Genomic DNA, 12,301 nt, shown 5'->3' on the forward strand with positions numbered 1-12,301 from the left:
GTCCGCAACAGACCCGCACATGCTTTGGGAGGCTTCATGCGATATCACAGTCCAACGACCTTTACGGACGCCAGCGGGATCGCCGCTGCGGCCTCTGGTGTGACGCGGTTTCTGGCGGGCGGCACCGACGTGCTGGTGCAGATGCGCGCCGGGATGGTGGTGCCTGACGACCTGATCGACCTCAAGAAAATCGACGGCGTGAGCGAGATTTCCCAGACGGCAGAGGGCGGCTGGCGCATTGGCGTGGCTGTGCCGGGCATCGCTTTGGGCGCGCACACGGGTCTCAAGGCCGATTGGCCCGGCGTCGTCGAAGGCATGGAGCTGGTGGGCTCGACCCAGGTGCAGGGCCGCGCGACCTTGGCGGGCAACCTGTGCAACGGCTCTCCGGCGGCGGATTCGGTCCCCGGTCTGGTGGCGGCGGGCGCGATGGTCGAGGTGACCGGCCCCGATGGCACGCGCACCGTTCCGGTCGAGGATATTCCCGCCGGTCCCGGCAAGACGACGCTGGCCAAGGGCGAGCTGATCTCGGCGATCCTGCTGCCGCCGCGCGGGGATGCTGCGGGCGACGCTTATCTGCGGTTCATCCCGCGCACGGAAATGGACATCGCCGTGGTCGGCGCAGCGGTCAGCCTGCGTCTGGATGGCGAGACGATCTCAGAGGCGCGCGTGGCGCTTGGGGCGGTGGCCCCAACGGTGGTGCTTGTCCCCGAAGCGGCCGAGGCCATCATCGGCACCCCGCTGGACGACGCCGCGATCGAGGCGCTGGTCAAGGCCGCCCAGGGCGCTGCCAAACCGATCAGCGACAAACGCGGCACCGCCGAGTTCCGCACCGAAATCGCCGGCGTTCTGGCCAAACGCGCCGCGAAAATCGCCTATGCCCGCGCCAAGGGAGAGCACGCATGACCAAGATCCACGTCCAAACCACCGTTAATGGGGATGCGGTCGAATTCCTCGCCGATCCGCGTGAAACCTTGCTGGATTGCCTGCGCGATCACGTTGGCCTGACCGGTTCCAAAGAGGGCTGCGGCACCGGCGATTGCGGCGCGTGTTCCGTCGAACTCGACGGCACCTTGGTGTGTTCGTGCCTCGTGCTGGGCGTCGAGGCGGACGGCAAAAGCGTTGAAACCATCGAAGGCATGGCGGACGGCAACAGCCTGCACCCGCTGCAACGCAAATTCATCGAACACGCGGCCTTGCAGTGCGGGTTCTGCACGCCGGGCATTCTGGTCGCGGCGCGCAAGCTGCTGGAGGTCAACCCCAACCCGACCGAGGAAGAAACCCGTTACTGGCTGGCCGGGAACCTGTGCCGCTGCACCGGCTATGACAAGATCATCCGCGCCGTGATGGACGCGGCGGCGGAACTGCGCGGGGAGGCGGCGTAATGGCCAAGGATGGATTGACCGAATTCAAACTGGTTGGCACGCGGCCCGACCGCCCCGATGGCCTTGACAAGGTCACGGGGCGCGCGCGCTATGGCGCGGATTTCGCGCTGCCGGGGATGCTGCACGCGGCCGTGGTCCGCTCGCCCCATGCGCACGCGCGGATCGTGTCGATTGACACAGCTCGGGCCGAGGCGCTGGACGGCGTCAAGGCCATCGTCACCCGTGCGGATTTTCCCACCGGGCTGACGGGCGAGGATTGGAACCTTCAGGAAAACACCATCGCCGGGGACAAGGCCTTGTACGATGGGCACGCGGTGGCCGCCGTCGCTGCCACGTCCAAACTGATCGCCGAAGAGGCGGCGCGCCTGATCGACGTCACCTACGAGGTGCTGCCGCATGTGATCGACGTGGATGACGCCATGGCGGACGGTGCCCCGGTGATCCGCGAGGGGGCCGCCGATCCCACCGTCCCCGAAGGCTTGCACCCCAATGTGGTCAAATACATGGAGTTCGGGCGCGGCGACGTCGACGCAGGATTCTCCGAGGCCGATCTGGTCATGGAAAAGACCTACAAGACCGAGGCCACCCACCAAGGCTATATCGAACCGCACGCCTGCGTCGGCCAGATGGGCAGCGACGACAAGGGCGAGATGTGGGTCTGCACCCAAGGCCAGTGGTTCATCCGCAAGATGTGCACCGCCGTTCTGGGCATCGAAGCCAGCCAGCTGCGCGTCACCCCGTCCGAGATCGGCGGCGGCTTTGGCGGCAAGACCACGATCTTTATGGAGCCTTTGAGCCTTGCCCTGTCGAAAAAGGCGGGCGGCAAGCCGGTCAAGATCGTCATGTCCCGGTCCGAAGTGCTGCGCGCCACGGGACCAACGGCCAGCGCGTCGATGGACGTCAAGATCGGCATGAAGTCGGACGGCACCATCACCGCCGCCCGCGCCGAGTTTCGGATGCAAGGCGGCGCGTTCCCCGGTGCGCCCGTCGATATGGCCCTGTACTGCTGCTTTGCGGGCTACAAATTGGCGAACGTCCAGCACATCGGCTATGACGTGCTGGCCAACCGCCCCAAATGCGCCGCCTACCGCGCGCCGGGCTCGCCCATGGGGGCCTTTGCGGTGGAAAGCCTCGTGGATGAGATGTGCCGCGCACTGGCGCTCGACCCGGTCGAGGTGCGGCTCAAGAATGGCGTTGTGACCGGCGATCAGGCCTCTTACGGGCCGAAATTCGGCTCGATTGGCCTGAAAGAGGTGCTGGAGGCGGTCAAGGATCATCCCCAGCTCAGCGCGCCTTTGGCCGAGAACCAGGGGCGCGGCTTTGCGGTGGGCTATTGGTTCAACCACAATGGCGAAACCTCGGTCAGCATGGCGATTGGCGAAGACGGCACGGCGCAAGTGTCGGTCGGCACGCCCGACATTGGCGGCAGCCGCGCGTCCGTGGCCCTCATGGTCGCGGAAACGCTTGGCATCCCCTATGAGGACGTGCGCGTCAACGTGGTGGAAACCGGTGCTTTGGGCGTCAACGAGCCGACCCATGGGTCACGCGCCACCTTTGCCACCGGCAAGGCCGCGGTCGAGGCCACCCAAGGCGCGATCAAGGAAATGTGCCGCCGGGCCGCCGCTGACTGGGGCATCGAGGCCGAGGCGGTGGAATGGGCCGATGGGGCCGCGCAGCCCGCAGGCCCGAATGCGGGCAAGTTTCCCCCCATGACCATCAAGGAAATCGCCGCCAAGATGGGCAGCACAGGCGGGCCGATCTCGGGCCACCACGAATCCGTGCCGGACGGCGTCGGCGCAAGCTTTGGCGCGCATGTGGTGGACCTAGAGGTCGATCCTGAAACGGGCCGCGTAACGATCCTGCGCTACCTTGTCGTGCAGGACGCGGGCCGCGCGATCCACCCGTCCTACGTCGAGGGCCAGTATCAGGGCGGCGCGGCGCAGGGCATCGGCTGGGCGCTGAACGAAGAGTACGTCTATGACGACAAGGGACGGCTGGCGAACCCGGTGTTCTTGGACTACCGCGTGCCGGTGGCTTCGGACCTGCCGATGATCGACACGGTGATCGTCGAAGTCCCGAACCCCGGCCACCCGTTTGGCGTGCGCGGCGTCGGCGAGACGGGGATCACCCCGCCGCTGCCCGCCATCGCCAACGCCATTGAGGACGCGGTGGGCGTGCGCATGACCCATCTGCCGATCAACCCGCCGAAACTGCTGGCGGCGCTCAAGGCGCGGTGATGGTCACGGTCCACCTGTGGTCGGGCCTGCGCCGTCTGACCGATGGAGCAGAGACGGTGGAGGTCGAGGCCAACACTGTCGGGGCCATGCTGGACGCGCTGGCGCAGGCCCATCCGGGGGTGAAGCCTGTGCTGGATGCGGGCGTGTCGGTGGTGATCGACGGGCAGATGGTCCCGTCGCGCCACGCCCCCGTCGCGCCGGGTCAGGAAATCTATTTGATGCAACGACTCAAGGGCGGGTGACGGGCCATCCGCCGAACCGCCTTGCGTAAACGCACCAGCGCCCACCATGGCGCGCCGGCAACAGGCGGCGGAACGCATCTCCAGCGCCGTTATTGAGCTGAGCGCCTCTGCCAGCGAGGAAAGCGCCGCGCCACCGGCCAGTTCGGTCGCCGGGCGGCGCTGCACTCCGGGGCGGTGACCCTTTGACCTGCCCCGGCGAAATTCCTCGCCGTGATGTAGCGTCTGCGCCAACTCTGAAGGAGCAGACACATGCAAAAGAGCCGTTTCACCGGTTAAGAGGACCGTGGCCCCGTACCAGATTATCGGGATGATCAAAAAGCAAGAGGCCGCCAGACCGCCATTGGTCCGAGCGACAATGGTGGCGGCTCTGAGTTCACCAGTCGGGCCATCCTGAAATGGGCCGACGAGAACGAGCCGCCGTGGTGCTACATCGATCCGGGCGAGGCTCAGCAGGATGCGTTCATAGAGAGTTTCAACGGCAACCTGCGGGACGAGCTGCTTAACGAAGAGATCTTCGATAGCCTCGACGATACTCGCAGGAAGCTGTCCCCCTGGCGTTACGACTACAACACGGTGAGGCCGCATTTGTCCCTAGCCATTCAGACGCCGCAGCAAGCGCGCCGGACGGGGAACCAAAATGCCTAAATCCAACCTCAAGACTCTCGTCATGAATGACGGATCCGCAGGGGGCAGGTTACTTGGCATCTCCAATTTCGATCAGTTTGATCGTGCTGTATTTCTTAAGGTCCGCTGATGAGCGGCCGTGGTTCTTGGGCACGCGCCACATTGTTTCGAGCGCGTCATTCACTTCATCGAACGAGATTTCATCTACCGCGATGTCATCCAGAACCTCAGGGCAGAAGCTCAGCGCGAAACGAAATTTGGAGCGATGGTCTTCGTTTAAGCGATCTTCGACAGGCTTGGATCGTATATCGGGGTCGATGCGCATGCGCTTCTTCGGTGTGTCGAAGGGAGCCACATAGCCGAAGCTAATGAGTTTAAAATGAAGCACAATTGCCTCTCGCAGCGTGATTCCGCGCTTTTTTTCGAGCGCCGCGCGCGTTTCGTCGGTCAAAAGCTTCCGATTAATATGGATCTTCGGCGGCCTGGCGAGGATACGGGCGTCTTGCCACTGCTGCGCGCTGCATCCATCAGGCGCGTCGAGATCGGCGGGAATGACCAGTGGTGTCGACGATGGATCCTCCGTCAGATCTGCCTGACTGTCTTTCGACACAGGGGCTGCGCGTGCTTTCTCGAATGACGACTCTTCCAACTGGACGCGGTGTGTCAGGGGCTCTGGAGCTGTGGCAATGGGCCCATCGGCGGAAGGCACGACCTAGTTCTGCGCGACGCTCGTCGCAGCGAAAGAAGCGGGTGCCACCGAGCTAGCCTGTGGCGAAGTCAAGGTCGCGGGACGGTGGTGTGTAACGTCCGTGGAGATTGCCCGCTGGAAGACGCGCGTGGGCTGCTCGTAGAGGCCCTGTTGCCGCTTGTGACGTTCCGTGCTGATATCCAGCAGGACCTTGGTCGCCTCGTAGGCGAGGCGCGACCAGTCCTCACAGTCCTATGCTATGGAGAGGCCCAATTGGCTGGCGACGTGGCGAAGTGGCGCCCGTGCTCGAACGCTTCGATTTTGAAGCGCGCGAGGCTTTCCAGCATCTGAACCTGTGTCTCGGGCGCAATCGCCATCGTCATCTCCGCATTCGCGGCGAAGACAAGGCCGCTCATCTCGGTGAGGCGGCGGGCCAGTATTTTCGCGTTGTAAGGGAGATTGGTTCGTAGCGAAAAACACAGGAGCAACTTTGACGATGGGGTCCGGATGTTCCCTGTGTCACCAGCACCGGCTCTCACCGCGGCACGACGGAACGCGGACGGGATCCGGCGTCGCCAATGATAGCCATTTCGGCGGATCTCGAGGTGAGGGGGGAAGCTCCGAGGGCCCTCCTGTGCACACGTTGTGCACCGCCGAGTGCACACGTTAGTGCACCTCGTCATCGAGCCTCATTTACCAGTATCGAAAAACTCTGCCTTATCAGCAGGTTGTGAGTATAATGGCTCCGGCGGTAGGGATCGAACCTACGACCAATTGATTAACAGTCAACTGCTCTACCGCTGAGCTACGCCGGAATGCCTCTTCACCTTGCTGACCACGCATTCCCCGGTGAAGGGGGGAAGGTGGCTCCGGCGGTAGGGATCGAACCTACGACCAATTGATTAACAGTCAACTGCTCTACCGCTGAGCTACGCCGGAATATGTGGGGCGGTATAGCGATGTCGATTTCAGCCGACAAGAGGGGAAAGGCGTTTTTTTGACCTCAATTTCATTTTTCCTCGACCAGATGAAACCGCGCGTCGCTGCGCAGCGGGCCGATGGGGGAAACGAGGTTTTCCTCAGTCAAGGCAATGAGATGCGCGAGGACGTTGCGGCTGGCGGCGGGCAGCAGGGCACTGGGGGTGCCGGTGTAGATTTTCCCCGCCAGCCCGGCGGGCGTGTCGGCGCCAAGGCGCAGCGTTTCGAGAATCTCGGCCTCGCGCCCTTGGCGGTGGGTCAGCAGGGTCTTGAGCCGTTCGGCAGGCTCGGTCACCGGCGCGCCGTGGCCTGCGTGAAAGACCGACCAATCAAAGCTTTGCAGTCGGCGCAAGGACGCCATGAAGGCGCTGAGATCGCCATCGGGGGGCGACACCAGCGACGTCGCCCAGCCCATCACCAGATCGCCGGAAAACAACACATTCCCCCAGGCAAAGGCCAAGTGCCCCGACATGTGTCCCGGCGTGTGCAGCGCTGTCACCTGCCAATCCGCGCCCGAGACGCAATCGCCATCGGCCAGCAAAACGTCGGGCGCAAACCCCAGATCAACGCCTTCGCCGCCGCCGACCAGCCCACTGTCCGCCAGTTCTTGCATCAGCGGGCTGCGTCCGGCGGTGGCCGGGCCAAAGCCATAGACCGGTGCGCCGGTGCGCCCGGCCAGAACGCGGGCCAAGGGCGAGTGGTCCAGATGCGCGTGGGTGACAAGGATATGACTGATGCGCCCCGCGCCAGCCTCTAGAATGGCGCTTAGATGCGCGTCATCCAGCGGGCCGGGGTCGATCACCGCCACCTCGCTCTCTCCCAGCAGATAGGTGTTGGTGCCCCGATAGGTCATGGGCGAAGCGTTGGGCGCCAGCAGGCGGCGCAACCCTGGGGATAGCTGCTCGGCCACCCCGACGGCGGGCTGGAAATCGGGTTGCGGATCAATCATGGCGGCGGCCTTTTCTTAATGGTGCGCGGGGGCGCGTCAGGCTAGGCTTAGCGCATGTCTTTCGAATGGCTCAAACAATATATGCCGCGCAGCCTGTACGGGCGGGCGGCGCTGATCCTGGTTCTGCCGGTGGTGACGCTGCAACTGGTGGTTTCTGTGGTCTTTATCCAGCGCCATTTCGAGGGCGTGACCGAACAGCTGACCCGCGAATTGTCGCGCGCGGTGAATCTGACCGTGTCCAGCCAGCCCGACCCGCTGTTGATGAACCGGCTGAACGTGCCCTTGGTGCCGATCCCAGAGGCCGCGCTGCCCGAGGCGAACTTTGTCCACTGGTACGATCTGTCGGGGCTGGTGGTGATCCGCGAGCTGTCTGAGACCGTCGAAGGGCTGGAACGGATTGAACTGCCCACGACCAAGATCATGCGGCTGTATATCCGTCATGAGGGCGTGTTGTACCTGTCAGAGGTGGACCGGCGGCGCGCCTCTGCGGCCAGTCCGCACCAGCTTTTGGTCAATATGCTGTTCTTTGGCGTCCTGATGACGTTGATTGCCTATCTGTACCTGCGCAACCAGCTGCGGCCCATCACCCGTCTGGCCCATGCCGCCGAAGCCTTTGGCCGTGGTCGGACAGAGGCCTACTCGCCCTCTGGTGCAATCGAGGTGCGCGCGGCGGGGCATGCCTTTTTGGACATGCGCGCGCGGATTGAACGGCACATCGAACAGCGGACCATGATGCTGTCGGGGGTCAGCCACGATCTGCGCACGCCAATCACGCGGTTGCGGCTGGGGCTGTCGCTGCTGGATGACGAAGACCGCGAGCCCTTGGAAAAGGATGTCGAGGAAATGCAGCGGCTGATCGATGCTTTCCTTGATTTCGCGCGAGGAGAAGCCGAAACGGCTGTGGCCGAACCTACCGATCCCGTCGCCCTGGTCCAGGAGATCGTGGGCGATGCGCAGCGCGCGGGCCAAGCGGTCAAGCTGGGTGAGATCACCGGCCAGGCCACCGTAGGCCTGCGCCCGCGCGCCCTGCGCCGGGCCATCGAAAACCTGATCGGCAACGCGGTGCGCTATGGCAATCACGCGGTGGTGTCGGTGACGCTGACGGAACGGTCCTTGCGCATTCGGGTCGAGGATGACGGCCCCGGCATCCCCCCAGAGGATCGCGACAACGCGCTGCGGCCTTTCGTGCGGCTGGACCCGGCGCGCAATCAGGACCGGGGCTCTGGTGTTGGGCTGGGGCTGGCCATTGCCGCCGATATTGCGCGGGCGCATGGCGGCGTGCTGCGCCTTGGGAGCAGTGACAGCCTTGGTGGGCTGCGCGCCGATATCGTCATCGCGCTGTAAAGCTACACGATCCGTTAAAATTCAACTGATAGGTCATGGTTTCGCCCAAGTGTGACCCCGCTTTCGGTCGCGCATCGGGGCGAGTTTCGGGGCAAGGCTGCCGCCGTGCAGCACCCCAACCCAAGCAGGAGCTGACCCATGTCCCTTTCGACCTTTGCCGCCGCCACGATTGGCCTTGCCTCGCTGACCACCACCGACGCCGATACGCCCAAGGCCGAGATGCTGATGGCGCAGGCGGTGCCGTTTGTGTCCACCCAAAGCTACGTTGGCCCCAAGGGGGACTATATGACCACGCCGCAGGGCTGCACCTATCGCAAGACCAAGGCGCCGGGCTATCCCGCGCGCTGGATCCTGGTGCTGAACCCGCATCACATCGGCAAGCCGAACTCGCCGCGCAACTGCAAGGGGATGCTGTAACCGCGCCTCTACGGCGTCACGGCGGTCAGCCCATGTTGGCCGCCACCTCGTCCAGAAAGCGGCTCAGCTTGTGCCGGTCCAAAGGCTTGGGCAGGAATTCCACGCCCAAGGTCTTGCAGTCCTGACGCAGATTGGGCGAGCGATCCGCCGACACGATGGCGCAGGGCAGGGGGCCGAGAAACTCGGTGATGCTTTTGTATAGCGCGATCCCCGTCGGCCCGTCGCCCAGCTGGTAATCCAGCAACAAAGCGTCGGGGCTGATTTGCAGATCGTCCAGCAGCTCAAGCGCCGAAGGCGCGTCCTCGGCCTCGATCACCGACACATCCCAGCTTTCCAGCATGATCGACACGGCGCGCCGCAGTTGCGGGTCGTTTTCCACCAGCAGGGCGATCAAGCCCGCCTGCGCCAGCCCCACTGGGCGCGCCGCGCGCCGGCCCGGTTGCGCCTGACGCTCTGCCTGTCCGGCAATGGTGACGTTGACCATGAAACACGACCCCCGCCCCGGTTCGGACCACAGCCCCATGGGGTGCCCCAGACGGGCGCAGGCCCGTTCCACGATGGCCAGACCCAGACCCAGCCCCTCGTTCCGCGAGGCACGGGTGTCGAGCCGTTTAAATTCCTCGAAAATGGTGTTCTGATCCTCTTCGGCAATGCCCGGGCCGGTGTCCCAGACCTCAATCCGGGCAGAGCCGCCGTTGCGCCGCACCCCGACCAGCACCTTGCCGCGCTCGGTGTAGCGGATCGCATTGGCCAAGAGGTTCTGCACGATGCGCCGCAGGTAGGACGGATCGCTTTCGACCATCAGATCGCTGTCCACGTAGTGCAAGCTTAATCCCTTGCGCAGGGCCAGCACCTCCATCTCGTCCACCAGAGGCCGCAGGATTTCGCGCAACGCCACGGGGCGGATATCGAATTGCACCCCGTCACCGTCCAACTTGGAGATGTCCAGCAAAGCGTCGATGATCTGCTCGGCGCTGCTGAGCGCGCTTTCGGCCTTGTTCAGGACAGAGCGGTCGTTGGCATCGGCGCAGCGGTCCGCCAGCGACGAGACATAGAGTTTCGCCGCCGACAAGGGTTGCAACAGGTCGTGACTGGCAGCGGCGACAAAGCGCGATTTCGACGCATTGGCGCGCTCGGCGGCGTTCAGCGCGTCCTCTAATTCCAAGGTCCGTTCCATCACCCGCTGTTCAAGGATCTCGTTGAGTTCAAACAGCTTTTGCGCCGCCTCGCGTTCGGGCGTCACATCGGTGACCGAAATCACAAAGCCCCGGTCGGGCATCCCGCGGCCAAACACCTGTAGGATCGCGCGATCCCCGCGCTTGATCTCAAAGCTGATCGGCCCGCGATTGTCCGCCTTGGCGGCCCATTGGCGAAAGCCGTCGCGGTCGATGCCACGGGTAAAGACGATCTCTTCGTCCAAGTGATCCACAAGCCCGTTAAAGCTTGCGCCCAGTTGCAGCCGCCGCGCGGGTAGTTCCAGCAAAGACGCCATCTTGCGGTTCCAGCCCACAAGACGGCCATTTTCGTCAAAGATGCACACGCCTTGGTTCAGGTGGTCCAATGTCGCGCGGATCACGCGGGATTGCTTGTCCTTCAGCCGTTCGCGTTCGGCCCGTTCGAGACGGATCAGGTCGGTCACATCGGTCTGCAAAACCACCGTCCCGCCGTTCGCGGTGCGATGCTCGGACACTTGCAGCCAGCGCCCCTGCGCCAGTTGCACGTTGAACATCACGTGCCGGTCCACGTGGCGGCGAATGCGCTGCGCCGCCCAGCTTTCGGCGGTCACATCCGGCGGCAAGGCCAGATAGCGCGAGCGGCTGACCCGGTCGACATAGCCGGTAAAGGGCAGGCCGGGGCGCAGATCGCGCGTGGTGTCGCGAAAATCCCGGCAAAAGCGCGAGTTGCACATGACCAGCAGGTCGCTGGGATCAAACAGGGCAAAGCCTTCGGATACTGTCTCAATCGCATCGGCAAGGTTGCGGCGGGCCGCTTCGGTTTCCTGGTTGGCCTGCCCCAGCTGCGCGTTGGATTCGTGCAGCAAATCCAGCGTCCGCTCCAGCTCCAACGTCCGCTCGCGCACCCGCTTTTCCAGCAGCGCGGCGCGTTCGAATTGCGCATAGGCGGCGTTGGAATGCTCGGGTCCGTATTCGACCCGCTTCATCAGCGCATCGGCGATCTTTTGCAGTTTTTCGTTCTGGCGTTCGAGGCTGTCATTGGGGTTGATCAGCGACAAGGGCTCAGGCTCCGGCATCGGGGGGCGGCGGATAGATGGCCACACCGGTGAAGGTTTGGTTCACATGTAGGCTGCCGATTTGCTCGCCGTATGTCGAGAAGCCGACGACCTTATGGTTACGCAAAATTTCGGAAATCTCGCGGGTCTTTTGCAGTTGCCCGGCCTCGATCCGGCGCAGCAGGCAGTCACAGCCTAAAATATGGTCAGGCGTCACGTCGCGCGCCAAGGCGTCCAGCCCCTGATCCAGGTGGGCCGAGATGTCGGCGCTGTCGGCCAGCGACAGGACCATGCCTTCGTTGATGGCGGAAAAGAACACCAGATCGCCATTCTCGGACACCCGCTGGATGGCGCGCACGTGGTGCGTATCGCCAAGGCGCACAACCACCGGATAGGCGGCAAAGGTGAACGGGTCCAGCTGGTTGGGATCCTTGCCCAAAAGGCGCGCGTATTCCTGCGCGGCAGGTTCGGCGTTGATTTCATGCACGATGCGCGCGTCCGGGTCCGCCGAGGTCACCACCATGCGCGTCTCGGTAGGAATGAGGTTATCAAGGCTAAAGACCTTGACCGGGCAGCGCGAGCGCACCAGCGCCAAGAGCGCCGCATTGCGCCGCAGCGTCCCATTGTGCGACAGCCATGTGGAGTGGAACGCCGTGCCATCCCCCGAAGAGCCGCCGAACAGCGGCATCGGCCCAAGCCCAGAGGCAAGGACCCCGGCCAGATGCTCTTCGCGCAGCGACAGCCCGTCGACCATCACAAAGGCGAATTCCGAGTTCATGTCGGGCGCCGTGCGGTTCAGCATCATTCGGCGCTGGATCACCGTGTCGATCACATCCTGATCGTCCATCTGGTCCAGGTCGTCGATCACATAGGCCGAGACGGCGAAATAGGCGCGCGGAAAGGCGACGGCGATGATCTGCCCTTTTTCGTAGCCGTCGGTGCCCAGTTCCCCGGCGGTGGTGCAGGCAAAGACATCTGCGCCGCGAAACTGCATATGGGCCTCACGGGTGAGGTCTGCGAAATCCGCATCGGGCGAGGCAAACAAGCACACCATCGCAAAAGGACCATCCCCCAACTGCGCGCCCAGCTCTTTGGCCGGGTTCAGCGCTGTCAGCGGGACCTGAGCGGTGCGCAGCGCCGCCTGTCCGGTTTTTTCCTCCCGAGCGGAGCTGTTTGTCGCTCCGATCACTTTTGTTCTTTCCCGTCAGAT

11 protein-coding genes, 2 tRNA genes and 1 pseudogene are annotated in these 12,301 nt (G+C 63.9%); 8 read left to right on the plus strand and 6 right to left on the minus strand.

Annotated features, from left to right (window positions below; genetic code table 11):
- Positions 1 to 36: 36 nt before the first annotated feature.
- The 5 genes and pseudogenes from B9A11_RS04850 to B9A11_RS04870 all read left to right on the plus strand — a co-directional run.
- A complete protein-coding gene (locus B9A11_RS04850; RefSeq protein WP_058247005.1) occupies positions 37 to 903 on the plus strand; it encodes an FAD binding domain-containing protein in 867 nt (288 codons plus the stop codon).
- A complete protein-coding gene (locus B9A11_RS04855; RefSeq protein ID WP_058247004.1) occupies positions 900 to 1,382 on the plus strand; it encodes a (2Fe-2S)-binding protein in 483 nt (160 codons plus the stop codon). Before B9A11_RS04850 ends, B9A11_RS04855 begins: the two co-directional genes overlap by 4 nt.
- Positions 1,382 to 3,619, plus strand: a complete 2,238-nt coding sequence (locus tag B9A11_RS04860) for a xanthine dehydrogenase family protein molybdopterin-binding subunit (protein WP_058247003.1) — start codon at positions 1,382 to 1,384, stop codon at positions 3,617 to 3,619. Before B9A11_RS04855 ends, B9A11_RS04860 begins: the two co-directional genes overlap by 1 nt.
- Positions 3,619 to 3,861 (plus strand): MoaD/ThiS family protein, encoded by a 243-nt coding sequence (locus B9A11_RS04865; RefSeq protein ID WP_058247002.1) that lies wholly within the window; start codon positions 3,619 to 3,621, stop codon positions 3,859 to 3,861. The genes B9A11_RS04860 and B9A11_RS04865 overlap by 1 nt, the downstream gene beginning before the upstream one ends.
- 348 nt (positions 3,862 to 4,209) lie before the next feature.
- A pseudogene (locus B9A11_RS04870) lies at positions 4,210 to 4,488 on the plus strand (integrase core domain-containing protein); the annotation flags it as partial.
- A gap of 67 nt (positions 4,489 to 4,555) precedes the next feature.
- Here the strand turns inward: B9A11_RS04870 and B9A11_RS21065 are convergent.
- Positions 4,556 to 5,194 carry a hypothetical protein gene (locus tag B9A11_RS21065; protein ID WP_143595801.1) on the minus strand — a complete coding sequence of 213 codons (639 nt, stop codon included), beginning with the start codon at positions 5,192 to 5,194 and terminating at the stop codon, positions 4,556 to 4,558.
- 281 nt (positions 5,195 to 5,475) lie between these two features.
- Here B9A11_RS21065 and B9A11_RS22015 point away from each other — a divergent pair, with 281 nt between their 5' ends.
- Positions 5,476 to 5,643 (plus strand): hypothetical protein, encoded by a 168-nt coding sequence (locus B9A11_RS22015; protein ID WP_186009184.1) that lies wholly within the window; start codon positions 5,476 to 5,478, stop codon positions 5,641 to 5,643.
- Positions 5,644 to 5,913: 270 nt separating this feature from the next.
- On the opposite strand, the gene B9A11_RS04885 is transcribed toward B9A11_RS22015, so the two are convergent.
- The 3 genes from B9A11_RS04885 to B9A11_RS04895 form a co-directional block, all read right to left on the minus strand.
- A tRNA-Asn gene (locus B9A11_RS04885) sits at positions 5,914 to 5,988 on the minus strand.
- A 49-nt stretch (positions 5,989 to 6,037) separates the two neighbouring features.
- Positions 6,038 to 6,112, minus strand: a tRNA-Asn gene (locus B9A11_RS04890).
- Positions 6,113 to 6,182: 70 nt separating this feature from the next.
- Entirely contained in the window at positions 6,183 to 7,100 is a 918-nt protein-coding gene (locus B9A11_RS04895) for an MBL fold metallo-hydrolase (protein WP_058246999.1), read from the minus strand.
- Positions 7,101 to 7,154: 54 nt separating this feature from the next.
- On the opposite strand from B9A11_RS04895, the gene B9A11_RS04900 reads away from it, so the two are divergent.
- Positions 7,155 to 8,444: an ATP-binding protein gene (locus B9A11_RS04900; protein WP_058246998.1), complete on the plus strand. Its 1,290-nt coding sequence runs from the start codon at positions 7,155 to 7,157 to the stop codon at positions 8,442 to 8,444.
- Between the two features lie 138 nt (positions 8,445 to 8,582).
- Positions 8,583 to 8,861 carry a hypothetical protein gene (locus B9A11_RS04905; protein WP_058246997.1) on the plus strand — a complete coding sequence of 93 codons (279 nt, stop codon included), beginning with the start codon at positions 8,583 to 8,585 and terminating at the stop codon, positions 8,859 to 8,861.
- Positions 8,862 to 8,886: 25 nt separating this feature from the next.
- Here B9A11_RS04905 and B9A11_RS04910 read toward each other — a convergent pair whose 3' ends face one another.
- Both B9A11_RS04910 and B9A11_RS04915 read right to left on the minus strand, forming a co-directional pair.
- Positions 8,887 to 11,094 (minus strand): PAS-domain containing protein, encoded by a 2,208-nt coding sequence (locus B9A11_RS04910; protein ID WP_058247140.1) that lies wholly within the window; start codon positions 11,092 to 11,094, stop codon positions 8,887 to 8,889.
- Between the two features lie 4 nt (positions 11,095 to 11,098).
- Positions 11,099 to 12,277 (minus strand): FIST N-terminal domain-containing protein, encoded by a 1,179-nt coding sequence (locus B9A11_RS04915; RefSeq protein WP_370736528.1) that lies wholly within the window; start codon positions 12,275 to 12,277, stop codon positions 11,099 to 11,101.
- Between the last annotated feature and the right edge of the window lie 24 nt (positions 12,278 to 12,301).

Source organism: Tropicibacter naphthalenivorans, from assembly GCF_900176475.1.
Classification (GTDB): domain Bacteria; phylum Pseudomonadota; class Alphaproteobacteria; order Rhodobacterales; family Rhodobacteraceae; genus Tropicibacter; species Tropicibacter naphthalenivorans.